Raw genomic sequence first — 25,075 nt, forward strand, 5'->3', positions numbered from 1 at the left:
CCGTGCAGTGTGCACGTGACCAATCCGGTACCTTCACCTCGCCTCCACGCGGACCCGCTCCGGGGCCGCCGAAGGCTAGCGCGGGGCCGTGCGCAGCCGGTCGCAGGCGGCGTCGACCCGCTCGTCGCTCGCGGTCAGGGAGACGCGGACGTGACGCGCACCGGCCGCCCCGTAGAACTCCCCCGGGCCGACAAGGATCCCCCGGTCGGCCCACTCTCCGACCAGGTCCCAGCAGTCCTTCTGCACCCCGTCGGCGGCCCGGACCCACAGGTACAGGCCCGCCTCGGAGTGCTCGACGACGTACCCGGCACCGAGAACCGCGTCGAGCAGTCGCTCCCGCCGTCGGCCGTAGGTCCGACGCTGCGCCGCGACGTGCTCGTCGTCCGCGAGTGCCGCCGTCATCGCCGCCTGGACGGGGCCGGGGACGATCATCCCGAGGTGCTTGCGGGTCGCGAGGAGGTCGCGGACGAGATCTTGGTCACCGGCGACGAACGCGGCACGGTACCCCGCGACGCTCGACTGCTTGGAGAGGGAGTAGGCCACCAGGAGCCCCGCGTGGGATCCTCCGCAGACCCGCGGGTCGAGAAGGCTCGGGACCCCGTCCGCGACCCAGCGCTCGGCCCACGGAAGCTCCGCATAGCACTCGTCGCTCACGACGACGGCACCGATCTCCCGGGCCGCCTCGACGGTCCGGCGCAGCGTCTCGACGTCGGCCACGGCCCCCGTCGGGTTGCTGGGTGAGTTGACCCACACGAGCCGGACGTCCGCGCGTCCGGCCCAGTCCTCCACCCCCGCCACCGGCAGAGGCGTCGCTCCCGCCAGACGCGCTCCGACGTCGTACGTCGGGTAGGCGACGTCGGGGTGGACCACGACGTCCCCCGCGCCGAGCCGAAGCAGGGACGGCAGGAGGCCGACGAGCTCCTTGGAGCCGACCGTCGGGAGCACGTCGTCGGCGTCGATCGCGACGCCCCGTCGGCGGGCGAACCAGGCGGCGATCGCGTCCCGGAGGGCGGGTGTGCCGTGCGTCGTCGGGTACCCGTGCGCGTCCCCCGCACCCGCGAGCGCGTCACGGACCACGTCCGGCGTGGGGTCCACGGGCGTGCCGATCGACAGGTCGACGATGCCGTCCGGGTGGGATCTCGCCCGATCCACGTAGGGGCCGATCGTGTCCCAGGGGTACGGCAGTCCGCTCAGGTCAGCAAAGCCCACCGTGTCACGCCTGGGGCGGGAGCGCTGCGATCATCGGGTCGTCCTTGTCGATCTCGCCGAGCTTGGCCGCGCCCCCGGGCGAGCCGAGCGCGTCGAAGAACTCCACGTTCGCCCGGTAGTAGTCGCTCCACTCCTCGGGGACGTCGTCCTCGTAGTAGATCGCCTCGACGGGGCACACGGGCTCGCACGCACCACAGTCGACACACTCGTCGGGGTGGATGTAGAGCGAGCGCTTGCCCTCGTAGATGCAGTCCACGGGACACTCGTCGACGCATGCCTTGTCCTTGACGTCGACGCACGGCTGAGCGATCACGTAGGTCACGGCGCTGTCCTCCACATTCTGATGTTGCGCTTGGGCCTGCCTAGTATCTCCCAGATGAGCACGTTCGGAGAATCCGGGTCCGCGCCGTGGACGGCGTGGCCGGTCGGCGCGCGCGTCATGGTCCGGCAACGCCTGCGTTCCGCGGCTGACGGTGGGCACGCCCCTCGTTACACAGACATTCTGGGCGACGTCGTCGCGGTGGGCCCCGAGGGAGTCCGTCTCAGCCGGGACGCGCCACGTCGTGGTCACCCCGACCCGTGGGAACCCGGGTGCGAGGTGTTCGTCCCGGCGGACGAGATCGCCGTCGGCAAGCGTGTCCCGCCGCGCCCGGCCCGCCGCGCCCGTCGGGCGCCGACCTCAGAGGACTGACGCTCCCCGGACCTGGACCACGCCGTCGCCGACCGAGACGACGACGGCCCCTTCCGCTCCCGCGACCGCCAGCGAGCGGAGGTCTTCGCGGCTGGTCAGGCGCGTCGCGACGGTGTCCGACGTGGTGGGCTCGCCGCGCAGGGCACGGACGGGAGCCGGCTCGTCGAAGAACGCCGCGACGTCGACGTCCTGGCCGGCCGCCGCCGCCTCCAGGGCGGACGCGAGCGACTCCAGGTCTTCGGCGACGTCGCGCAGCACGGGAGCGACGGCCGTGGCGTTCGCGGTGACCATCGCCTCCGTCTTGCGCGGATCCGTGAGCCCGACACGCGTCCCGTCCCGAAAGCTCCCGGCGGCGAGGCCGAGCGCGACGTCCCGCACCCCGGACCGGGTGACGAGGGACAGCAGCTGTGTCGCCAGCACGTGCGGCACGTGACTGACGAGCGCCACGGCGGCGTCGTGGTCTCCGTCGGTCAGGACGGAGACCTCCCCGCCGAGCGCGCCGCACACCAGCTCGAGGACGGCCGTGAACGCCGCGACGTCGGTCGCGGCGTCGACGGTGACCGCCCACCGCGCCCCGGGAAGGAGGTTCGCCCGAGAGGCGGCGAAGCCCGACTCCTCGGTGCCCGCCATCGGGTGCGCCCCGACGAAGCGCGTGATGCCCGCCTCGACCATCGCCGCCCGCACGGGACCCTTGACGCTGCCGACGTCCGTCACCACGGCGTCCGGGCCCAGGAGCGGAGCGACGGTCCGTGCCGTCGCCGACATCGCGCGGAGCGGGACCGCGAGGACCACGAGGTCGGCACCGGCGACGGCCTCACCCACGGTCTCGGCGACGTCCAGGCCCGCCTCGCGCGCGTCGGCCCGTGTGGCGGCGTCGAGGTCCCACCCCCGAGCCTTCGCACCCGCGCCGGCTGCGGTGCGCAGCAACGAGCCACCGAGCAGCCCGAGCCCGATCACCGCGATCATTCGCCGTCCCCCCACACGAGTGCGGCACCGAGCACGTCCTCGGGGTCGCTGTGCACGGCCGAGCCGCGCGGCAGGTGCTGGTGCGACGGCGAGTGCTCGATCTCGGCACGCGTCGGCAGGACCCCGAGCGTCTTGACGCCGTCGCGGGCCGCGAGCAACGCCGTCAGGACGGCCCGCAGGCCGGGCTCCCAGGGGGCTGCGTCGACCGTCAGGACGAACACGTACCAGCCGTCGCGCGCCTTGATCGGCCGCGTGATGACGCTCGACATGTTGACTCCGCACTGCGCGAAGGCCGCGGTGATGCGGGCGAGGACCCCCGGGCCGGTGACGGTCGGGGTGATCGCGAGCACGGTCCGCCAGCCCTCCGGGGCCGGACCCTGCGACCGGGCGATCTCGAGCGCCTGGTCCCGGTGCGCGAGCGTGAAGAACCGCGTCCGCGCGCCCTGATAGTCCTGCACGGCCGACTCGTGCACCTCGAGCCCGTACAGGTCGGCGCAGATCGAGGGACCGAGCGCTACCTGGTGCGGCGCGGCGTCCCGGCAGGCGGCGGCGTTCGACGTCGCGGGCACCGCCTGCAGCCCCGTGCGGCTCACGAACTCCTGACACTGCGCGAGTCCGTGCGGGTGCGCGGAGACCTCTGTGAGCGTGCCGTGGTCCGGGCGGACGAGTGCGTCGAACGAGATGTCCAGCACGGTCTCGTCGATCGCGACGACGTCGCGAGCCTCGACGATCGCGTCGAGCGAGGGCACGACGTAGCCCTCGACCGTGCTCTCGATCGCCACGATCCCGAAGTCGTGGGTTCCCGCGGCCACCGCCCCGTAGACGGCCCCGACGGACGTCAACGGTCGCGGCTCGTCGGCGAGGACACCGCGATGCGCCGCCCACCTCCGTGCCGCCTCGTGCGTGAAGGTTCCTTCGGGTCCGAGGTAGGCGATGGAGGTCATGCGTCGGCGCGCCCCCACTGCGGCCCGATCGCCCCCGGAGCTCCCGCGTCTGCCACGCCGCTCAGCACGGCGAGAAGTCGTTGCCGGACGCCCCGGGCCGCGAGCTCGGAGCGCAGCGCCTCGAAGGCGCCGGACTCCGGGCTCGTGAACGCGGAGAAGAAGACGTGCTGCCCGCTGGTCGAGGGCATGCTGCGCAGGTGGTCCAGGTCCACGCCGTGGTCGGCGAGGATCTCGAGCGACTGCTGCAGCGACCCGCGGTGGTCGTCGCGCGGGCCGAACGCCAGCCAGACGGGGGTGCCCGCGGGGACCGTCGGGGCTGCCGGGAGCGCCTCGACGAGTCCGTACCAGACGTCGTTGCCGCCGGAGAGCGCCTCCGAGCCCGGCAGCTCGGCCCATCCCGCCGGGATGCGGTCACGCTCGACCACGAGCGTGCCCGTCGGTCCGGCCAGGTCGACGCGCTCCTCGGTGCTGGTGCGTCCGGGCACGAGGCGCGGTGCGGCGCCCATCGTGCGCAGCGCGTCCCGGCAGTCCCGCAGGCCGGGCTCGTCCACGACCACGGGTCCCGACGCCTGCCCGTCCCGGCCGACCCAGCACCAGGTCGGCGTGATCGCGACGGCAGCCGTCACGATCAGCGACGAGTCCGCGGCGAGCAGCGCCTGCTCGACGCCCGGGGCCGGCTGCAGGGGGTGGCCGAGGTGGACGACCGCACGGAGACCCGAGATCCCGGCCGTCGTCGACAGCGTCGACCCCGTCGACCCCAGATCCAGCATCTCGACGGTGCCGGCGTCGAGCGCGTCGTCCGCCCGCACCCACCCGCCGGCGTTGACCGCCAGGCTCGCGTGCGTCCCCGACTCTTGTTCGCTGCGTCCGAGCATCGTCCTGTTCCTGCCATCACCGTCTGCACGGTGTACGAGTGAGTGTCCGAGCAGTCTAGCGATCCGTCATTCGCACTCGACCGCGTTCTGCGGCTTGTACGTCCAGCTCTTCGCCTCGTCCTTGTCGACGCTGCCGTCGTGCGAGACCTTGCGGTACACGGTGACGGAGAACCCGTCCCCGCCCGCGGGCGACGCGACGCAGTCGGGGCTGTCGACCGTCTGCGTCGTCGGCTCGACGACGTTGCTGCGGTCGCTCGTGCTCGTCGTCACGTCCCAGTACGGCGTCGACCACGCCACGGTGTTGACCTTGCCGTCGCCGACCCAGGCCTGGATCAGCACGCCGTAGGGCGTGTCGTTGGTCCAGACCATGTCGATCGAGCCGACGAACATCGTCGACTCACGACCCTCCGGGTACCGGCTGTAGTAGTACGAGTGCGGCTTGTGCGTGACGTCCTCGTACCCGGCGAAGAACCCGATGTTGTACATGTTGGTCGACATCTGGGACAGGCCACCACCGATCCCGTCGATGATCTCGCCGTCGCTGATGATGTGCGCCGCGCCGTACCCGTTCGCCTCGGTGATCGGCGCCAGGGCGTCCGTCACGGAGAAGCTCTCCCCCGGCTTGACGAGCGTCCCGTTCACCTTCGAGGCTCCGACGACGAGGTTCTGCGTCCGCACCGGCTCGTCCGTCAGTGGCGTCGAGAACTCGACGATCTTCTCCTCGACGCCCAGCTCCTCGAGCGACTCCGCGGAGTCCTCCGGGTCGGTCGTCACGAGCTCGATCTCCGCGGTGCGGTCGTCCGTCGAGACGGCGGCGGCACCCACGGACTCCACGACCTGCTCGTCGTCGAGGCGCGTGCCGGTCTCACCCCCGACCACCTTCGGCCGGCCGTCGACGAACTCGAAGTGGGCGTCCTCGGCCGTCGTCAGGAGGTCGTTGGTCCGCGAGACGATGGCCTCGTCGAGCGCCTCGGCGTCCCAGGTCAGCACCAGAGCGCCGTCCTTGGCAGGGAAGGAGGCCGCGTCTCCCAGCGCCTCCGGCGGCAGCTCCGGCGACTGGTCGTCGACCGACGCCACGACCGGGGCCGAGACCACGACCTCCGCCTCGGCCAGCGCCGCGTCGGTCTCGTCCTGGGTCACGTCCGGCTCCACCGAGTCCGTGGGGAGCTCGAGCGGTGTCTCCTCGACGAGCCATCCCTCGGACACCACCGAGGTCGCCTCGTCCACGACGACGGCGGTCCCCGCCACGGCGTCGGTCGACTCGACCTTCGCTCCGGAGAAACGGACCGTCCCGTCGACCGGTGCGACGTCGATCCCCGTGGCCGCCGCCTCGAGCGCCGTCGTCAGGGCGGCGTCGTCGACGTCGACGACGAGATCTGCCTCGGACCCGCCGAAGAGCTGGTCCCAGAGCCGCGACGGGCTCCAGGAGAACGACGTCAGGTCCTCGGCCGTCGCCTCCGTGTCGATCGTGAGACCGGCCGCGACCGGGTCGACGGACGTGGTCGCCTCGCCCGCCGCGACCTCGAGCGGCTCGGCGGCCCGGGGGCCGAGCTCCTCGTCCAGACGGGCGGCCGCGTCGGCCGTGTCGAGGCCACCGACGTCCACGCCGGCCACCGTGGTCCCGCGCGGGACCGTGTCGGCCAGCATCCACTGCGCCCCGACGTACAGGCCGCCGAGCACCACGAGACCGGCCACGGTCCACATCCCGGCCCGGGGCCAACGGCTCGGGGCACCCTCACCGTCCAGCTCGCCGAGCGGATGTTCCGTCACCGGGGGTTCGTCGTCCGCGGCCAGGGCGGACTGCTGCTCGGCCCAGACCTGCTCCGCAGGCGTCCGGTACGCCGCCGGGGAGGAGGACGGACGCGGAGCGGCTGCCGCGGGGGGCACGGCGACCGGACCGTCGGTCGGCTCGGGCGAGGCAGCGTCGTCGACACGCACGGCCGGGATGATCGCGGTGCCGTCCGGCTCGGCGGCGGGAACCGGCTCCTCCGCGGCCGGTGCCGCGTCCTGCTCCACGTCGGCGTCGGCATCGGCGTCGGGCGTGGTCGACGGGTCGGGCTCGGTGATGTCCTCGGAGTCGGAGCCCGAGACGTCCTCGCGTGTGGCCGCAGTGGCGGCGGGGTGTGCCTCGGGACCGGACGGCGTGTCAGACGACGCAGACTCGCTCGCCCCCGGCTCCGGGGTGTCCCCGACAGCCTCGTCCGGAGCGGCGGTCGTGCTCTCCGCGTCTGCCGTCGGCCCGGCGGTCTCGACGGACGGCTCCGCGGTCTCGTCGCCGGAGGTCGGTTCGGCCCGGTCGTCAGACAGCTCACCCTGGCCGCCGGACGGGTCGTCCTCGTCGGGCGAGGACTCGGTGGTGTCCTGCGGCTCGTACGCGCGCACCAGCGGCTCGTACGGGCTGTCGGACTGTTCCTCGAACGGGAGCCTTCCCTCAGCCTTGGGCGCAGCGTCGTCGCTGTTCCCCTCAGGTGCTGCCTGCTCGTCGTCGCGCTGGTTCATACCCCTACCCATGCTCTTCGGCCGTGCGTCACCCGCTGCACGTCAAGGCCATCCCGGAAGTCCGGATTCTACGCGTCCACCCGCGGGCTTCGCGCAGTGTCGTCGAACCACCGGCGGGGGGCGAACGCCGTCGCGGCGACCACGAGGGCTCCCCCGAGGATCCAGACGTACCCCACCGCCTCGGCCCCGGGGATCAGCACGTCCCCTCCGGGCGCGACGTACGCGAGCGCGAGGACGGCGGCGAACCACCCGATCCCGTAGCCCCCGAGCCCCGGGTAGCCCATCCAGGCTCGCGCGACGACGCCTCCGGACCCGCTCACCGCGAGCGCGATGACGATCCCGACCGGTATGGCGGCGACGTCGAAGCGATGAATGACCGTCCCCATCATGGCGACGAGCGCACCGAGGGCGACACAGACGATCGGGCCCCAGAGGGGCGGACGTGGAGCGGCGACGTGCCGCTGGTCAGGATCCATCGCGCACACGCTACCGCGACGGGCGAGCGGGACGAGGGAGATACACCTCGATGGGCAGGACAGGTGCCAGGACGTCGTTGCTGAGCGCATAGCGGCCGATCGCCGCGGCACCGGAGATCGGCACGACACCCTGGACCTGGGTCGCGTGCGCCCGGAGCGCCGCGAGCACGGCGGGCAGCACGGGGCGGACGTCGACCACCAGCGCGTCGCCCAGCATCCCGTCCGGCACCACGGCCGAGGGCAGGGCCGCGTCCGCGGCGGGGACCGACATGCCGTCCGGGACGGACCCGGCCGCAAGCTCCGACCGTGCGGTGCGGACGACACTCTCCGGCTGCACGCTCCACCAGAGCTCCGGGCACGCGTCCCCGAGCAGCTCGCCCGCACGCGCGACCACCTCGTGGGCTCGCACGTGGTCCGGGTGACCGTACCCACCGCCCGGCTCGTACGTGACGACGACGGCCGGGTCGCTGCGCTCGATCAACGCGACGAGGCGGGCCGCCGCCTCGTCGAGCGGGACATCCACGAACGCACCGTCGGGCACCGCCGCTCCGCGGTCCGCGACGCCGGGCTCGACCCAGGCCATCCCCGAGTCCTGGTACCGCGTCCCGGGCGACGCCACGCCGTCGGACGCCGTACGAGGATCCAGTACGCCGGGGCCTCCGTCGAGGAAGTCGTGACCCTGCACGCCGAGAGCCGCGAGAGCCTGCGCGAGCTCGCCCTCGCGGTGCGCGGCGAGCGCAGGGCCGTCCCCCTCGAGGTGCGCGAGCTCCTCACCGATGACCTCGCCACGCTCGCCACGGGTGCAGGTGACCACGGTGACAGGCTCTCCGGCGGCCGCCCAGGTCGCGAGCAGCGCGCCGTTCGTCAGGGTCTCGTCGTCCGGGTGCGCGTGGACGACGAGCAGCCCGCCGCGAGGTGCGACGGGCTGCTCGGTCCGGCTTGCGCCGTCGTTCATGTCAGGCGCGCTTGGCCCGGGACGCGGCGCGGGCACGCTCGGTGTTGTCGAGGATGACCTTGCGGATGCGGACGAACTCCGGCGTCACCTCGACGCACTCGTCCTCACGGGCGAACTCGAGCGACTCCTCGAGCGTCAGGTGCTTCGGCGGAGTGAGGTTCTCGAACGTGTCGCTGGACGCGGCACGCATGTTCGTGAGCTTCTTCTCCTTGGTGATGTTCACGTCCATGTCGTCGGCACGAGAGTTCTCGCCGACGATCATGCCCTCGTAGACCTCCTGCGTGGGGTCCACGAAGAAGGAGCCACGCTCCTGCAGGTTGATCATCGCGAACGGCGTCACGACGCCCGCGCGGTCGGCGACGAGCGAACCCTGGACGCGCGTCTCGATCGGGCCGGCCCACGGCTCGTACCCGTCGGCGTACGACGAGGCGATACCGGTGCCGCGCGTGTCCGTCATGAACTGCGTGCGGAAGCCGATCAGCCCGCGGGCCGGGACCAGGAATTCCATGCGGACCCATCCGGTGCCGTGGTTGCTCATCCCCTCCATGCGGCCCTTGCGCTGCGCGAGGAGCTGCGTGACGGCGCCGAGGTACTCCTCGGGGACGTCGATGGTCATGCGCTCCATCGGCTCGTGCACCTTGCCGTCGACCTGCTTGGTGACGACCTGCGGCTTGCCGACGGTGAGCTCGAAGCCCTCACGACGCATCTGCTCGACGAGGATCGCGAGCGCGAGCTCTCCACGGCCCTGAACCTCCCACGCGTCCGGGCGCTCGGTCGGGAGCACGCGGAGCGAGACGTTGCCGATGAGCTCCTTGTCGAGGCGGTCCTTGACCTGACGGGCCGTGACCTTGTGACCCTTGCCGCCCTTGCCGGCGAGGGGCGAGGTGTTGATACCGATGGTCATCGAGATCGCGGGGTCGTCGACCGTGATCAGCGGCAGCGGCCGCGGGTCGTCGGGGTCCGTGAGGGTCTCGCCGATCGTGATGTCCTCGATGCCGGCGACGGCGACGATGTCACCGGGGCCCGCCGAGTCCGTCGAGACGCGGTCGAGCGCCTTCGTCTCGAGGAGCTCGGTGATCCGCACGTTCTGCATCGTCCCGTCGGCCCGCGCCCACGCCACGGTCTGGCCCTTGGTGAGGGTGCCGTTGAAGATGCGAAGCAGGGCGAGACGACCCAGGAACGGCGACGCGTCGAGGTTCGTCACGTGCGCCTGCAGCGGGGCACCCTCGTCGTAGCCGGGCGCCGGGATCTTCTCGAGGATGGTCTTGAAGAGCGGCTCGAGGTCCTCGGAGGCCGGAAGCTGGCCGTTCTCGGGCTGCTCGAGCGACGCCTTGCCGGCCTTGGCGGAGGCGTAGACGACGGGGACGTCGAGGATCGCGTCGAGGTCCAGGTCGGGGACGTCGTCCGCGAGGTCTCCGGCGAGGCCGAGCAGGAGGTCGGTCGCCTCGGCGACGACCTCGTCGATCCGACCGTCGGGGCGGTCGACCTTGTTCACGACCAGGATGACGGGAAGCTTCGCGACGAGCGCCTTGCGGAGGACGAACCGCGTCTGGGGCAGCGGCCCCTCGGACGCGTCGACGAGGAGGACGACACCGTCCACCATCGACAGGCCGCGCTCCACCTCGCCACCGAAGTCGGCGTGGCCCGGGGTGTCGATCACGTTGATGGTGATGCCCTCGGGCTCCCCCACCTCCGCGGCCGCAGGACCCGCGTACCGGATCGCCGTGTTCTTCGCGAGGATGGTGATGCCCTTCTCGCGCTCCAGCTCCCCGGAGTCCATCGCACGCTCGTCGACGTGCTGGTGGCTCGTGAAGGAGCCAGCCTGGTGGAGCATCGCGTCGACGAGGGTCGTCTTGCCGTGGTCGACGTGGGCGACGATAGCGACGTTGCGCAGGTCAGAGCGCAGCAAGCGCGCGGCGGAGGGCACGGTCATGGAAGGAAATCTCATCTCAGGGTGGGGAGGCGCGCGGTATGGCGCACCGTCATCCTACCTGTTGAGGCAACCTGTCTGTCCCCGGACGCACGACGGCGCCCCTCACCGCGAGGGTGAGGGGCGCCGTCGTGCGCGGACCGGCCGTGATCAGGAAGCCATTCCCCCACCGATGGAGAGAGAGGCCCCGGGGATCGCGGCGAGCAGCTCGCGCGTGTACGCCTGCTTCGGGTTGTCGAACACCTCGTCGGTGGCCGCAGCCTCGACGATCTTCCCGTTCTGCATCACGCAGACGCTGTCTGCGATCTGCCGCACGACCGCAAGGTCATGGGTGATGAACAGGTAGCTGAGGCCGAACTCGGCCTGCAGGTCGTTGAGCAGGGTCAGGATCTGTGCCTGAACGAGCACGTCGAGAGCCGAGACCGCCTCGTCACAGACGATGACCTCGGGCTTGAGCGCGAGCGCACGGGCGATCGCCACGCGCTGGCGCTGACCGCCTGAGAGCTCGTTCGGGAACCGACGCATCATCGACTGCGGGAGCGAGACGAGGTCGAGAAGCTCCCGAACCCGTGCCTCGCGCGACTTGGCGTCGCCGACCTTGTGAACCCGCAGCGGCTCCTCGATGGACCGATAGATCGAGAACATCGGGTCCAACGAGCCGTACGGGTTCTGGAAGATCGGCTGCACACGGCGACGGAACTTGAAGAGCTCCTTCTTGCCGAGCGTGCTGACGTCCACTCCGTCGAACGTGATCGAGCCGGAGGTCGGCTCGAGCAGGTTCAGCGCCATGTTCGCCGCCGTCGACTTCCCCGAGCCCGACTCGCCCACGAGCGCGAGCGTCTTCCCACGCTCGAGCTCGAAGCTGATGCTGTCGACCGCGGTGAAGTTCGTGTGGCTGCCAGGACGCTTCCCCGGCAGGCGGAAGACCTTCGTCAGGTCCTTCGCCACGATGATGTTGTCGGCCGGAGCCGACGACGAGTCGCCCGTCTCCGTGCCCGAGGCGACAGCCGCGGCATGCTCGCTCTGGATCCGTCGCGATGCGAGGGACGGCGCCGAGGAGACGAGACGCTGCGTGTACGGGTGCTTCGGTGCGTCGAGGATCTGCCGGGCAGGGCCCGACTCGACGACGTTGCCCCGGTACATGACGATCAGGTGCTCGGCACGCTCGGCGGCCAGACCCAGGTCGTGCGTGATGAACAGCACGGCGGTGCCGAGCTCGCTCGTCAGCCCGGCCAGGTGGTCCAGGATCGTGCGCTGGACGGTGACGTCCAGCGCCGACGTGGGCTCGTCCGCGATCAGCAGCTGGGGACGAGCCGCCAGACCGATCGCGATCAGTGCCCGCTGACGCATGCCGCCGGAGAACTCGTGCGGGTACTGCCGGGCGCGGCGTTCCGCGTCCTTGAGTCCCGCCTCGGCGAGCAGACCGGCGACACGGTCGTCGATCGACCCACCGGTGACCAGCGAGTTCACCCTGTTCTCGGCGTCGGGCAGCCCGAGCTCGGCCATGATCACGCGCACCTCGGCGCGCGTGCTCGAGCCGACCGCGAGCCGCTCGTCGGCGTCCGCGAGCTTCCCCTCGGCGTCCGGGGACTGCCCCAGAGCCGTCGTCAGCTCGGCGATGAGGGTCTTCTTCGCGTCGCTGCCGAGATAGAGGTCGTCGTCCTTGTGGTCCGTCAGCTCCTCCGACACGAGCGCACCGGAGAGCTGCTGACGGCCCGCACGGGAGGTCTTGACGTTGTTCGCCTTCAGCGACTCCTTGACCTGGTACCCGATCCGCCAGACCGGGTTCAGGTTGGACATCGGGTCCTGAGGAACCAGACCGATCTCGGAACCGCGGAGCGCCTCGGCCTCCTTGGGCTTGAGGTGCGTGATGTCGCGGCCGGCGAACTTGATCGTTCCACCGGTGACGCTGCCGTTCTCCGGGAGCAGACCGATGACGGCGTGCGCCGACGTCGACTTCCCCGAGCCCGACTCCCCGACGATCGCGACGGTCTGCCCGGGGTAGACCGTGAGGTCCGCCCCCTTGACCGCCTTGACCTCACCGCTCGACGTCGAGAACGACACCTCGAGGTCGCGGACCTCGAGAAGCGGCTGGTCTGCGTCGGACGCCACAAACTGCGAGCTGGACTCTGTACTCATCGCGTCCTCGCCTTCGGGTCGAGCGCGTCGCGCACCACGTCACCCATCATCATGAAGCTCAGCACCGTCAGACCCAGCGCACCGGCCGGGTAGAAGAGGACCTGAGCGTTGGTGCGGATCGCCGCCTGCGCGTTGGAGATGTCGCCACCCCAGGACACGACGGTCGGCGGCAGGCCGATACCGAGGTACGACAGCGTCGCCTCGGCGACGATGAACGTACCGAGCGAGACCGTGGCGATCACGATGATCGGGGCCAGTGCGTTCGGCATGACGTGCTTGGCAAGGATTGCCGGTTTGGACAGCCCGAGCGCCTGCGACGCCGTGACGAACTCGGAGTTCTTCACGGAGAGCACCGCACCTCGGGTGATACGGGCGATCTGCGGCCAGCCGAAGACCGTCAGCACGAGTGCGACCGTCCAGACGTTCCGGTCGATGACCTGCATCGTGACGATCGCGGCGAGCAGCAGCGGGATCGCGAAGAACACGTCGCCGATGCGGGAGAGGATCGAGTCCACCCACTTGCCGTAGAAGCCGGCGATGCCGCCGATGATCGAACCGATCAGCGTGACACCGATCGTCGTGAGCGTGCCGACGATCACGGACGCACGCGCGCCGTAGATCGTCCGCGCGTAGATGTCACAGCCCTGCCGGTCGAAGCCGAACGGGTGCCCGGCCTCCGGACCGCCGTAGCTGTTCGCGAGGTCGCACTGGCGCGGCTCGGTGTTGGTGAACCAGTACGGGAAGATCGCCACCAGGATGACGAGGACGATCATCACCGCCGAGATCCAAAAGAGCGGGCGGACCTTGACCTGGTTCCACGCGTCCTTCCAGAGGCTCGTGGGGGCGCTGGTCTCGTCCGGGACGTCGACCTCGAGGAGGGCGACCCGATCCTCGTCGGCGAAGAAGTGGACTTGGTCGTGACGCGGCTGGTCGCCGTGCGACATGGTCGACGGGCCGGTCGGTGGGGTCTCAGGCATATCGAATCCTCGGGTCGAGTACCGCGTAGAGCAGGTCCACGAGCAGGTTGGCGATCAGGAAGACGATGACGAGCACCGTCACGATCGAGACAACCGCGGGAGAGTCCTGCGCCTTGATCGCGGTGTACAGCGCGTTGCCGATGCCGGGGACGTTGAAGATCCCCTCGGTCACGACCGCGCCACCCATCAGGGCACCGAGGTCGACACCCAGGAACGTCACGACCGGGATCATCGAGTTGCGGAGGACGTGCACCGAGACGACCCGACGACGACTCAGGCCCTTGGCCGTCGCCGTACGGACGTAGTCAGCGCCAAGGTTCTCGGCGACCGTCGTCCGGGTCAGTCGCATGACGTACGCGAACGACACCGAACCCAGGACGATCGCAGGGAGCATCAACGTGTAGAAGCTGACGTCCGACCCCACCGTCGGCGGGAACCAGCCGAGCTGCACTCCGAACAGGAACTGGAACACGAAGCCGATCACGAAGATCGGCACGGCGATCACCAGGAGCGAGACGATCAGGAACGTCGCGTCGAAGATGCCGCCCTTGCGCAGACCCGCGATCAGACCGACGCCGACACCGAGCACGGTCTCGATGACGAGAGCCATGATCGCGAGCTGGAACGTCGTCGGGAACGCGGACGCAATGATCTCGGAGATCTCGCGGCCGGAGAACGACACGCCGAGATCGAAGGAGAAGAGCCCCTGCAGGTACAGCAGGTACTGCACGATGAAGGGCTTGTCGAGGTTGTACTGAGCCCTCAGCTGATCAGCGACAGCCGGGGGAACTCCGCGCTCGCCACCGAGCGCTTGGATCGGGTCCCCGGGAAGCAGGAACACCAGCGAATAGATGAGCAGCGTCGCCCCGAGAAAAACGGGGATGAGCTGCATGACCCGTCGGGCCACGTACCACGCCATCAGGTTGCCTTTCGTCCAGTCACCGCCGATGCGAACACACGATCGTGGTGCCGAGGCACCTTATCCCTTGCCGCGATCGACAGCGAACCGCCACGTCGGGGCGGAACCCTCGAAAGAGAGTCCCACCCCGACGTGACGGCTACGCGTGGTCAGTTCTTCGTGACCTCGTACAGGAGCGGCACGCTGTTCCAGCCGAACTCCACGCCCTCGACCGTGTCGGCGGATCCGCCGGTCACGTTCGAGTACCACAGCGGGATCGCGGGGAGGTCCTGGAAGAGGATCTCCTGCGCCTGCTGGTAGAGGGCGTTCGAGTCCTCGACCGACGGAGCCGAGGCGGCCTCGTCGAGGAGAGCGTCGAAGTCGGCGTTCGAGTAGTCACCGTCGTTCGAGCCGGCACCGGTCTTGTAGATCGGGCCGAGGAAGTTACCCAGAGCCGGGTAGTCCGCCTGCCAGCCGGTGCGGAAGGCACCGTCGATCGAGCGGTTGGTGATGTCCTCGCGGAACTCGGCGAACGCCGGGTAGGCGTTGCCCTCGGCCTGGATGCCGAGCACGTTCTTGATCGAGTTCGTGGTCGCGTCGACCCAGGCCTGGTGCCCACCGTCGGCGTTGTAGCCGATCGTGAACGTGCGGTCCTCGGGCCACTCGGCGATCTCGTTGGCCTGTGCCCACAGGTCCTGAGCCTCGGCCTCGTCGTACTGCGTGACCTCGGCGCCCGGAACGGAGTCGCTCCAGCCGTCGATGACCGGCGAGGTGAAGTCGCTGGCCGGGGTACGCGTGCCCGAGAAGATCGCGTCCGTGATCGTGTCGCGGTCGATCGCCTTCGAGATGGCGGCACGACGCAGGTCGCCCTCCTCACCCGTGAAGCCCTCGAGCTCCTCCGGGATGGTGAAGGACTGGAAAATCGCGGCGGGCTGGTTGACCGCACGGTCGCCCAGGTCGCTCTCGTAGGTCTCGAACGCGCTGTCCGGGACCGCCGTGATGATGTCCAGCTGGCCGGCAAGCAGGTCGTTGTAGGCCGCTTCCTGGGTCTGGTAGAACTTCACGTTCACGCCACCGTTCTGGGCGGTGCGCTCGCCGGCGTACTCCTCGTTCGGGGAGAACGTCGCCTCGGCGTCGTGCGTCCACTCGTCGAGGACGTACGGGCCGTTGCCGACCGGTGCCTCGCCGAACGCCTCGGGGTCGTCGAAGAACGACTCCGGCAGCGGGTAAAACGCCGAGTAGCCCAGGCGCAGCGGGAAGTCAGCCTCGGGCTGCTTCAGCTTGACCGTGAAGGTCTGGTCGTCGACGACCTCGAGACCCTGGCCCTTGAGCTCGGACTCCTCGTCGTAGCTGAAGCCCTCGATGGGCTCGAAGAAGTAGCTGGAGAGGGTGGCGTTGCTGAGCAGCGCGCCCCAGTTCCAGGCCTCGACGAAGCTGGACGCGGTGACGGGCGAGCCGTCCGAGAACGTCCACCCCTCCTTGAGGGTGATCGTCCAGTTCTGCTGGTCGTCGGACTCGATCGACTCGGCGACTTCGTTGTGCGCCGCGCCGTCCGCGTCGTAGTAGACGAGACCCGAGAACAGCTGGTCGAGCAGAAGCCCGCCGCCGGTCTCGTTGGTGTTTGCAGGGACGAGAGGGTTCTGGGGCTCCGAGCCGTTTACGGAGACGATGCCGGTGCTCGCACCGGTCGACTCCTCAGTGGTGGCCTCGTCATCCGACGAGCTGGAGCATGCGGTGAGCGTGAGCGCACCCACGGCGATAGCCGCGGTGAGCCCCGTAAATCGCTTGATCTTCACTGTTCCTCCTCCGAGGACGGCGGCAGGTTCTGCCACCGACGACGCCTTGGCCGCGGACGCGCCCCCGGGGTCGGGTGCTGTTGTCATCACGCGGTCCATCGTTCGGACCGGGTGAGCGTACGTCGCCCCGGGGACCTTATGTCGCGATTTCTGTCATTTGCCTGCCCGACGTTATCGGTTCGGTACTGGGGAGTAACCTCCGTTATCGGCTCGTTATCTCTCCGTGACCAAACCGTAATCTGTGACGTCGGGCACCTGCGTTCTACCCCCTGCCCCCTTTCATGCCTTGCGTCGGCGGAAGAGTCTGCGAGCAGTCCCCCGCACGGTGACCCGCGGCTGCGAGTCGAAGTAGTCGTCGAGCTGCTCCGAGACATGCTCGGTCACCTGCTCCGTCACGTGTTCGGTGAGCAGGCGTCTGTTGCGCTTGCGCTCGGCACGCAGGATCGCGTTGTGCTCCTCGCGGAACGCCTTGATCAGGGCGAAGAGCATCCCGATCATGACGAACGAGAACGGCAGCGCGATCAGGATGGCTGCCGTCTGCAGCGCACCGAGACCACCTGACCCTGCAAGGAGCAGCGACGCCGCGACCAGGCCCTCCGTGATCGCCCAGAAGATCCGGCTCCAGATCGGCGGGTTCGGGTCGCCGCCGGACGCCAGCATGTCGACGACGAACGAACCGGAGTCCGAGGAGGTCACGAAGAACAGCGCGATCAGGATGATGGCGAGCCCCACCCAGACCGGACCGCCCGGAAGATCGCCGATCAGCTGGAACAGGGCCGTGTCGGTGTTGACCGACTCCCCCTCGGCGACGAGCGGGTTGTCGGTGAACATCTGGCGGTACAGCGCGCTCCCACCCATGATCGAGAACCAGAGGAACGTGACCGCTGTCGGCACGAGCAGCGTGCCGCCGACGAACTCGCGGACCGTCCGACCCTTGGAGATCCGCGCGATGAACACGCCGACGAAGGGCGCCCACGAGATCCACCAGCCCCAGTAGAACGTCGTCCACGAGGCCTGCCACTCCTGCCCGGCCTCACCCTGGTACGCGGTGTTGTCGAACGTCATCTGGAGCACGTTGGCGAGGTAGTAGCCGATCGACTGGACGAAGTCCTGCAGCAGGAACAGCGTCGGCCCGAGGACGAGCACGACGACCAGCAGGAAGGCCGCGGCGACCATGTTGCCGTTGGAGAGCCACTTGATGCCCTTGCCGACGCCCGAGACGACCGAGAGCGTCGCGACCGCCGTGATGCCGGCGATCAGACCGATCTGCAGTGCGGTCCCGGGGGTCGCCAGGCCCACGAAGCCCAGTCCTGCGCTGATCTGGATCACGCCGAACCCGAGCGACGTCGCAACGCCGAACACCGTGCCGATGATGGCGATGACGTCGATCGCGTCGCCGAGCCGTCCCTTGACCCGGTCTCCGAACAATGGCTCGAGCGCCCACCGGATCGACACCGGGCGCCCCTTGCGATGAATCGCGTAGGCGAGAGCGAGGCCGATGATCACGTAGATGGCCCAGGCGTGCACCCCCCAGTGCAGATAGCTCTGCGCCATCGCCTGCTGGGCCAGCTCGGCCTGGCTCCCCTCGACGCCCGGCTTCGGGGAGATGTAGTGGCTGAGCGGCTCGGCGACGCCCCAGTAGACGAGGCCGATGCCCATCCCGGTGGCGAACAGCATCGCGAACCACGCCGGCATGGAGAAATCGGGCTTCTCGTCCCCGTCCTTGGCGAGCACGATGTCGCCGAAGCGGCTGACCCCCATCCAGATCGCCACGGCCACGAAGACCGCCACGAGAAGGATGTAGTACCAGCCGAACGCCCCGACCACGTCGGCCTGGAGCGTGGCCATCACCGACTCCATCGTGTCGGTGAAGATCATCGTCACGAGGACGAAGACGAGGATCAGGCCCGCAGCGGGGTAGAAGACGCGCGGCGCGACCGAGTGGATCCCCTTGCGGGAACCCACGGGTTCGCCGGGCAGTACCGCGGTGTCGGCCGCGTGGGCCGGGTGCTCGGAGAGATGCTCCGGGTGGACGACGGTGGTGCCCTCGGCATCCGTCGATTCTGCTGCGGCTGCTCCGACGGTTGCCGGCGTTCCGGCCTCCTCGGGCATGGCCTCCTGGGTACTCTCGCCGTCGTCCGGCGTGCTGTTGGGGTCGCTCACGGCCGTCCTCCCGTCTGTGCGATCCGTTGCTCGGACGATTGCCCGAGTTGTCTGGAACCACAGTGACGGAGGGTGCCCGTCTCCACAACCGGAGCACGGGAAATGCACGACTTGTTCGCGGTTCGAGGAACCTTCCCCGGACGACGAGGCCGTGTACTACGGGTGACCGACCCGCGTGTAGTGCATCACGACGACGCCGTTGCTCATGGGCTTCGCCGAGACCAGGTCGAGTCGACGCGCGTCGGGCAGGCCTCGCTCGTAGAGCGTGGGACCGTGCCCGGCGATCACGGGGTGGACGAGAAACCGGTACTCGTCGATCAGACCGAGCCGGTCGAGCTCCGTCGCCAGCCTGCCGCTGCCGAGCAGGACGCCGTCCGGGACGTCGTCCTTGAGCCGCTCGACGGCCGTCGCGAGGTCACCCACCAGACGTCGGGTGTTCGTCCACGGAAAGTCGTCCCGGGTGGACGAGACGACGTACTTGGGCTTGGTCTCGAGCGTGGTCGCCCACTCGACCAGCGCGGCCGGCGCGTCCACGGCACCGCTCGCCACCGCCGGCCAGTAGGACTCCATCATCTCGTAGGTGGTGCGCCCCCAGAGCATCGCCCCGCTCTCACCGAGGAGGCGGGTGAAGTAGGCGTGGGTCTCGTCGTCGACGATCCCCTCCTGGTGGTCGACACAGCCGTCGAGGGTGACGTTGATGCTGAAGGTCAAGAGCCCCATAGAAGGACAATAGGCCGCCTAATCGAAGTTCGACAGGCAGGAGAAGACCTTGTTCCCGCGGGGCGACGACGCCTGAGCGGGCTGAAGGCTCGAAATTGCCTCGCCCTGCCGCGACATCGGGCTGGATCCAGCGGCGCCCCATGCGGGTGTGTCCTCGGCAACCGCGTCGTGACCGGGTCGTGCGTCGGGCAGGGCTTCAGCCCGTCTTCGCGGACGAGATCGGCGCCGCCATCGTCCGGGTGTGCCAGAGCGCTGCGACCACCCCGACCACCAGGATCGTCACTGCGGCCAGCCAGCCGAACTCACCCATGAGCTCGTCGCTGCCGGCGAACGCCGGGATGCTCTCGTCACCCTCGGTGACGGCGAAGCTGGTGGCGACCAGCCCGTTCCACGCCCCGTGCGCGACGACGCTGGGCCACAGCGAGCGCGACCGGTCGGTGATGACGCCGATGAACAGCGTGATCCCGACGATGGCGACGGTGAAGGCCGGGAGGTGGCCAGCATCGCCGTACCAGCCCAAGAGGATCAGGGGCACGTGGTAGGCCCACCAGATCACCATCGTGATCAGGCTCGCGACCCAGAAGCCTGATCTGCCGCGAAGCAGCGGCCACAGGAAGCCGCGCCAGCCGATCTCCTCCCCGACCGCGGTCAGCGCGGCGGAGAAGATCGCGACGGGAGCTGCTGTCAGTGCGGCGCGCAGGAGGCTCGGGTCCTCCACGTCCCATCCGATGGTCGAGCCGAGCAGGTAGACGCCGAGGACAGCCAGCGCCGGGATCAGCCCGGCGAGAAGCCACAGGTTTGGACGCCCCCACTGGATCCGCGCGCCCGCGCACAACCAGGCCAGGACCGCACCGACGGTCGGCGCGAACATCAGCACCACGAAGATCGCCTCGTTCGGCTGCTCGCCGGACGGCGGCCAGAAGATGACCAGGCCCGCCACGTACGTCGCGATCAGGCCGCCGAAGTACCAGACCAGCTGGCGCACGATCCGAGTTCCGGCCGCCGGCTCGACGCTCGTGCCCATCAGAGTCCTTTCGGTCCAAGCCTGAAGTTCTTGGACTGTAGACCAGCACCACACCGCATCGCTCGGGAAAGCAGAGGCGCGGTCGTCCGCGAAGTCGGACCTTGCGTCGCCCGCATCTCTGGCGTCGGCTCTCAGGCGCCGGATCTGAAGACGCCAGGATCGTGCGAGAGCGTCGGAGGTGGAACGGTGCCTACAGGGTGTCGCGGAACTCCACCGCGCCCCGTAGGCGACGAACCTCTGCTGCGAGGTCTGCGCGCAACCGATCGTGGGCCGGGCTCAGTCTGTACCGTTCATCAGCCCAGCGATCCGGCGAGTACAGCCACACCGGCTTCGTGACACGCTCGGGCGGCTCCCAGCCGTAGCGCGGCCAGACGTGGGCGTGCAGGAAGGCGTCCGTATTGCCAAGGATCTCGACGTTCACGCGCCGAAACGTCTCGTCGTGTCGAGAGCACACGCTCTCGACGGCGGTCGCGATGAGATCCACGTCGGCCAGGTAGCGAACGCGTTCCGCGCGGGAGAGATCGGTGAGCCGATCCACCCCGGGAACCTTCGTGAGCGCCAGCGAATAGCCCGGCAACCACTGCACGTCCCCGATGACCGCGAACGAATGGTCAAGCTCCGCAAGCACGGTCGGGTTCTCTCCCGCGAGCGCGGACCTCACGCGATCCGAGCGCCAGTCGCTCACGCGACCGCGAGGGGTGTGATCGCCGCGACCTTCTCGCGCAGAACGCGCCGCTCGAGCCGTAGCTCATAGTTCGACTGCAGGTTCATCCAGAGCTCCTCGGACGTCCCGAAGTACCGTGCCAGCCGGATCGCCGTGTCGGCAGTAATGCCGCGCTTGCCGTGCACGATCTCGTTGATCCGACGCGGCGGCACACCGATCGAGACCGCGAGCTTGTTCTGCGTGATCCCGAACCCCTCGATGAAGTCCTCCATCAGGATCTCTCCGGGGTGGATCGGCTCGATCAGATCGGCCTCAGTGGTAGTCGACGAGTTCGACATCGTCCGCGCCTCCCTCTCTCCAGACGAAGCAGAGACGCCATCGCGCGTTCACTCGGATGCTGTGCTGCCCACGGTGATCCCCGACGAGAAGTTCCAGACGGGTCCCCGGTGGGATCCGCAGGTCCTCGACGTCCTGAGCGGCGTGGATCAATTCAACCTTCCGCAAAGTCGCTCTCTGCACGGTCCGATCGACGTGCTTGACGTACTGCTCGTGCCAGATCCGTTCGGTGCTCTTGCTGCCGAAGGATCTGATCACGATTCCAGAATATAACGAAGCCCGTCATTAACGCTAGACGTTAAACCTGAACTCCACGACGTCGCCGTCCTGCATCACGTAGTCCTTGCCCTCCACACGGGCCTTGCCGGCCGACCGCGCCGACTGCACCGACCCGGCCTCGACGAGGTCGTCGAACGAGATGACCTCGGCCTTGATGAAGCCTCGTTCGAAGTCGGTGTGGATGACACCCGCGGCCTGCGGTGCCGTCCACCCGCGGTGGATGGTCCAGGCTCGTGACTCCTTGGGTCCCGCGGTCAGGTACGTCTGCAGACCGAGCGTCTCGAACCCCACGCGTGCCAGCTGGTCGAGACCCGCCTCCGTCTGGCCCGTCTCGGCGAGCATCTCGGCGGCCTCGTCGGGCTCAAGCTCGACGAGCTCCGCCTCGAACTTCGCATCCAGGAAGATGGCGTGGGCGGGCGCGACGAGCTCGCGCAGCTGCTCCTGGCGGGCGGTGTCGGCCAGCCCCTCGTCGTCGGTGTTGAACACGTAGATGAACGGCTTCGCGGTCAGGAGCTGGAAGCTGGCGACGTCCTCGAGGTCCAGGCCGGCCGCTGCCGCGCCCTGATAGAGGGTCGCCCCCGTCTCGAGGATCGCCTGAGCCTTGTGCGCGGCGTCGACCAGCGCGGGGTCGCCCCGCTTGATCTTGACCTCCTTCTCGAGACGCGGGAGCGTCTTCTCGAGGGTCTGGAGGTCCGCGAGCACGAGCTCGGTGCTGATGGTCTCGATGTCGCCGGCGGAGTCGACGGATCCGTCGACACGCACGACGTCAGGGTCGTCGAACGCGCGGGTGACCTGGCAGATCGCCTCGGCCTCACGGATGTTCGCGAGGAACTTGTTACCGAGGCCCTCCCCCTCGCTGGCGCCCTTGACGATCCCCGCGATGTCGACGAACGACACGGTCGCGGGAAGCGTCCGCTCGCTGCTGAAGATCTCCGCGAGCTTGTCCAGCCGCGGGTCGGGGAGCGGGACGACGCCGACGTTCGGCTCGATCGTGGCGAACGGGTAGTTCGCCGCGAGAACCTGGTTGCGCGTCAGCGCGTTGAAGAGGGTGGACTTGCCGACGTTGGGCAGGCCGACGATGCCGATAGTAAGAGCCACGTGACAAGAGTCTACGGCCCTCACCCGACTATCGGTAGGAGAGCACCTGCTGGAGCAGCTCTGGAGCGCGACGGTCGTAGACCCGTCCTCCGAACCTCACGCCCACGACGAGAGCGAACGCGCCCAGGACGGCACCGACGACCGCCGTCACGACACCGAGGACGGGCAGGTCGAGGAGCAGGGTCAGCCCCGCGAGGACGAGGACCGGCAGCGACGCGACACCCGCGACGGCGATCGCGCCGAACTGACCGATCAGCGGGGCGAGCGACGCGCTCTGCGCGCTCTTGAAGGGACTCTCGCCGGGTTCAGGCACCGGGTAGAGATAGAGCGCCGACGCCACCGACGACGTGCCGAGCGTCCCGAGGAACGTCATCACGGCGACCCCGAGCGTCACCGCCAGGAGATCCCACCGGCCGCTGGCCGCCGCCGTGGCGATCACGGCCAGCACGACGACGGGCAGCCCGACGAACAGGACGGGCAGCACACGGCCCCAACGGTCAGCACGGCCTGAGACACCCGTGGTCACGTGCAGCGCGAACGCACTGTTGTCGTACGCGATGTCGGACGAGATCCCGAAGCCCAGGAGGAAGGCGATGATCGGCCCGGTGAGCATGAGGGCCGACGTCGTGAGATCGCCGCCACTGATGACGATGATCACGACGGGCACGATCGGGACGAACGCCAGCGAGGTCGAGTACCGCGGATCCCGGCGCCAGTAGGTCGCCGCGCGCGCGGCCACGGCACCCGTGGGCGTCGACGCGACGCGTCCGAACCATCCGAGCCCGTCCACGCTGACCGAACGCTCCTGACGTGCTCCCCCGGTCAGCTCGCGCGCGAGCGCCCAGGACCACCCGCGCCACGCGAGCAGCAGTGTGGCGGCCACGATCGCGACCCGCGCGGCGAGGGCGAGCCAGGCGCCGTCCACGACGTCACCGGCGAGCGCCCACGGTGCACCGAGCGGCGTCCAGGCGAGAACGCTGCCGAGGGACCCCAGGAGCGCGTCGAAGGACTCGGGGCTGATCACGAAGGTCAGATCTTGGCTGGTCCCGACGAACACGAGCCAGACACCGATGCCGAGGAGGGCTATCACGAGCCCGCTCAGCTCGCGGGCACGACGTGACTCCATCACCGGCGCGAGGATCGCCGACAGTGCGCTGGAGCCGACGACGCACGTCGCGACCCCGCAGACGGCACCGACGAGCGCGACCGGCATCACGGCGACGTGTGCGGACCACGCCGCGACCGTCGCCAGCGCCACGATCACGAGCGCGAGCCCGCCGACACCGATCAGCGTTGCGACCGCGAGCCCGATGACGAGCTGCCGACGTGGGATCCCGAACGGCGCGAGGCGCCGCGGGTCGAGAGCGTTGTTCATCCCCGACGTCAGCAGCGGGCCGATCCACCACCCGGCGACGAGCAACGCCCCGAGAAGTACGACCGCGTCGCCGGCGACACCAGGATCGACCACTCCCGTGACGACGACTCCACCGGCGACGAACGTGGCGAGAGCCAGCGCGTAGAGCGTGCCGAGGACGAATCCGATCGTGAGCCAGATGCTCCGCCGGAACCCGTTGACGAGCAGCCGGAGCTTGAGCCGGGCTAGCTCCGCAACCACTGCAGTCCCTCGGACACCTGGCGCCCGCCGACGAGCTCGACGAAACGGTCCTCCAGGCTGCTCCCGGACCGGACGTCGTCGACGGTGCCCTGCGCGAGCACGAACCCGTTCGCCACCACCGCCACGTGGTCGCACATCCGCTGGACCAGGTCCATGACGTGCGACGAGACGACGACGGTTCCGCCCGAGGCGACGAAGTTCCGCAGGATGTCGCGGATGTTCGCGGCAGAGACCGGGTCGACGGCCTCGAACGGCTCGTCGAGGACGAGAACACGGGGGGCGTGGATCAGCGCCGACGCGAGCGCGATCTTCTTGGTCATCCCGGCGGAGTAGTCGACGACGAGCTTGCCCGCGTCGCCGGTCAGGTCGAACGCCTCGAGCAGCTCGTCCGTGCGCTCGACGACGGTGGCACGGTCCATGCCCCGCAGCAGGCCCGCGTACGTGACGAGCTCGCGCCCCGTGAGCCGGTCGAAGAGCCGGACCCCGTCCGGGAGCACGCCGAGCCGTCGCTTGACCGCGTCCGGCGACGCCCAGAGGTCCTCGCCGAGGACGTGCACGGACCCGTGGTCCGGGCGGAGCAGGCCTGTGGCCATGGAGAGAGTGGTCGTCTTGCCGGCGCCGTTGGGGCCCACCAGGCCGTAGAACGATCCGGCCGGTACGTCGAGGCTCGCGCCCTGGACCGCCACCGTGTCGCCGAACCGCTTCCACAACCCGCGCACGGACAGCGCCGCGCCGAGGTCGGGCGGTGCGACCGTCGGTGATCCTTCGGGCGTCGTGCTGACCGCACGCGCGCCGTCGTCCTGTGCCTCGTGCACGTCCAC

23 protein-coding genes are annotated in these 25,075 nt (G+C 69.5%); 1 reads left to right on the forward strand and 22 read right to left on the reverse strand.

From position 1 onward, the window contains the following. Positions 1–75: 75 nt before the first annotated feature. Complete coding sequence (gene dapC / locus BLU20_RS11105; protein WP_083372546.1) at positions 76–1,209, reverse strand: succinyldiaminopimelate transaminase; 1,134 nt, start codon at positions 1,207–1,209, stop codon at positions 76–78. 4 nt (positions 1,210–1,213) lie between these two features. Next, positions 1,214–1,531, reverse strand: coding sequence for a ferredoxin (fdxA, locus tag BLU20_RS11110; protein WP_029252368.1), 318 nt, complete (start codon positions 1,529–1,531; stop codon positions 1,214–1,216). Between the two features lie 54 nt (positions 1,532–1,585). On the opposite strand from fdxA, the gene BLU20_RS11115 reads away from it, so the two are divergent. Next, a complete protein-coding gene (locus BLU20_RS11115) occupies positions 1,586–1,900 on the forward strand; it encodes a DUF6725 family protein (RefSeq protein WP_083372547.1) in 315 nt (104 codons plus the stop codon). Here the strand turns inward: BLU20_RS11115 and BLU20_RS11120 are convergent. The 20 genes from BLU20_RS11120 to BLU20_RS11215 form a co-directional block, all read right to left on the reverse strand. After that, the gene (locus tag BLU20_RS11120; RefSeq protein WP_083372548.1) at positions 1,889–2,866 is read right to left on the reverse strand and encodes a prephenate dehydrogenase; all 978 of its coding nucleotides are present in this window, start codon (positions 2,864–2,866) and stop codon (positions 1,889–1,891) included. The genes BLU20_RS11115 and BLU20_RS11120 overlap by 12 nt on opposite strands. Further along, positions 2,863–3,810 (reverse strand): prephenate dehydratase, encoded by a 948-nt coding sequence (locus tag BLU20_RS11125; protein ID WP_083372549.1) that lies wholly within the window; start codon positions 3,808–3,810, stop codon positions 2,863–2,865. The genes BLU20_RS11120 and BLU20_RS11125 overlap by 4 nt, the downstream gene beginning before the upstream one ends. Continuing rightward, the gene (locus BLU20_RS11130; protein WP_083372550.1) at positions 3,807–4,685 is read right to left on the reverse strand and encodes a hypothetical protein; all 879 of its coding nucleotides are present in this window, start codon (positions 4,683–4,685) and stop codon (positions 3,807–3,809) included. Before BLU20_RS11130 ends, BLU20_RS11125 begins: the two co-directional genes overlap by 4 nt. A gap of 66 nt (positions 4,686–4,751) precedes the next feature. Next, positions 4,752–7,184 carry a VanW family protein gene (locus tag BLU20_RS11135; RefSeq protein ID WP_083372551.1) on the reverse strand — a complete coding sequence of 811 codons (2,433 nt, stop codon included), beginning with the start codon at positions 7,182–7,184 and terminating at the stop codon, positions 4,752–4,754. 68 nt (positions 7,185–7,252) lie between these two features. Further along, the gene (locus BLU20_RS11140; protein ID WP_157270440.1) at positions 7,253–7,660 is read right to left on the reverse strand and encodes a hypothetical protein; all 408 of its coding nucleotides are present in this window, start codon (positions 7,658–7,660) and stop codon (positions 7,253–7,255) included. A 10-nt stretch (positions 7,661–7,670) separates the two neighbouring features. Beyond that, positions 7,671–8,615 (reverse strand): PIG-L family deacetylase, encoded by a 945-nt coding sequence (locus tag BLU20_RS11145; RefSeq protein ID WP_083372553.1) that lies wholly within the window; start codon positions 8,613–8,615, stop codon positions 7,671–7,673. A gap of 1 nt (position 8,616) precedes the next feature. Next, positions 8,617–10,548 (reverse strand): translational GTPase TypA, encoded by a 1,932-nt coding sequence (gene typA, locus BLU20_RS11150; protein ID WP_029252362.1) that lies wholly within the window; start codon positions 10,546–10,548, stop codon positions 8,617–8,619. A gap of 147 nt (positions 10,549–10,695) precedes the next feature. Next, positions 10,696–12,684, reverse strand: a complete 1,989-nt coding sequence (locus BLU20_RS11155) for a dipeptide ABC transporter ATP-binding protein (protein WP_029252361.1) — start codon at positions 12,682–12,684, stop codon at positions 10,696–10,698. After that, the gene (locus tag BLU20_RS11160; protein ID WP_081829600.1) at positions 12,681–13,661 is read right to left on the reverse strand and encodes an ABC transporter permease; all 981 of its coding nucleotides are present in this window, start codon (positions 13,659–13,661) and stop codon (positions 12,681–12,683) included. The genes BLU20_RS11155 and BLU20_RS11160 overlap by 4 nt, the downstream gene beginning before the upstream one ends. Beyond that, entirely contained in the window at positions 13,654–14,580 is a 927-nt protein-coding gene (locus tag BLU20_RS11165; RefSeq protein ID WP_029252359.1) for an ABC transporter permease, read from the reverse strand. The genes BLU20_RS11160 and BLU20_RS11165 overlap by 8 nt, the downstream gene beginning before the upstream one ends. Before the next feature lie 149 nt (positions 14,581–14,729). Further along, on the reverse strand, positions 14,730–16,442 hold the full coding sequence (locus tag BLU20_RS11170) for a peptide ABC transporter substrate-binding protein (protein ID WP_172829069.1): 1,713 nt from the start codon (positions 16,440–16,442) through the stop codon (positions 14,730–14,732). Positions 16,443–16,634: 192 nt separating this feature from the next. Then, positions 16,635–18,518 (reverse strand): BCCT family transporter, encoded by a 1,884-nt coding sequence (locus tag BLU20_RS11175; RefSeq protein WP_231959204.1) that lies wholly within the window; start codon positions 18,516–18,518, stop codon positions 16,635–16,637. Between the two features lie 156 nt (positions 18,519–18,674). Further along, positions 18,675–19,238 (reverse strand): dihydrofolate reductase family protein, encoded by a 564-nt coding sequence (locus BLU20_RS11180; protein ID WP_083372554.1) that lies wholly within the window; start codon positions 19,236–19,238, stop codon positions 18,675–18,677. A 196-nt stretch (positions 19,239–19,434) separates the two neighbouring features. Beyond that, positions 19,435–20,262, reverse strand: coding sequence for a CPBP family intramembrane glutamic endopeptidase (locus BLU20_RS11185; protein WP_083372555.1), 828 nt, complete (start codon positions 20,260–20,262; stop codon positions 19,435–19,437). Between the two features lie 190 nt (positions 20,263–20,452). Then, complete coding sequence (locus BLU20_RS11190; protein WP_083372556.1) at positions 20,453–20,947, reverse strand: HIT family protein; 495 nt, start codon at positions 20,945–20,947, stop codon at positions 20,453–20,455. Continuing rightward, positions 20,944–21,264 carry a HigA family addiction module antitoxin gene (locus BLU20_RS11195; RefSeq protein WP_083372557.1) on the reverse strand — a complete coding sequence of 107 codons (321 nt, stop codon included), beginning with the start codon at positions 21,262–21,264 and terminating at the stop codon, positions 20,944–20,946. The genes BLU20_RS11190 and BLU20_RS11195 overlap by 4 nt, the downstream gene beginning before the upstream one ends. After that, a complete protein-coding gene (locus BLU20_RS11200; RefSeq protein WP_083372558.1) occupies positions 21,239–21,520 on the reverse strand; it encodes a type II toxin-antitoxin system RelE/ParE family toxin in 282 nt (93 codons plus the stop codon). Before BLU20_RS11200 ends, BLU20_RS11195 begins: the two co-directional genes overlap by 26 nt. Before the next feature lie 33 nt (positions 21,521–21,553). Next, a complete protein-coding gene (ychF, locus tag BLU20_RS11205) occupies positions 21,554–22,639 on the reverse strand; it encodes a redox-regulated ATPase YchF (RefSeq protein WP_083372559.1) in 1,086 nt (361 codons plus the stop codon). 28 nt (positions 22,640–22,667) lie between these two features. Then, the gene (locus tag BLU20_RS11210; RefSeq protein ID WP_083372560.1) at positions 22,668–24,254 is read right to left on the reverse strand and encodes a hypothetical protein; all 1,587 of its coding nucleotides are present in this window, start codon (positions 24,252–24,254) and stop codon (positions 22,668–22,670) included. Beyond that, entirely contained in the window at positions 24,239–25,069 is an 831-nt protein-coding gene (locus BLU20_RS11215) for an ABC transporter ATP-binding protein (RefSeq protein ID WP_083373043.1), read from the reverse strand. The genes BLU20_RS11210 and BLU20_RS11215 overlap by 16 nt, the downstream gene beginning before the upstream one ends. Positions 25,070–25,075: the final 6 nt, after the last annotated feature.

Source organism: Paraoerskovia marina, assembly GCF_900105445.1.
Lineage (GTDB): Bacteria > Actinomycetota > Actinomycetes > Actinomycetales > Cellulomonadaceae > Paraoerskovia > Paraoerskovia marina.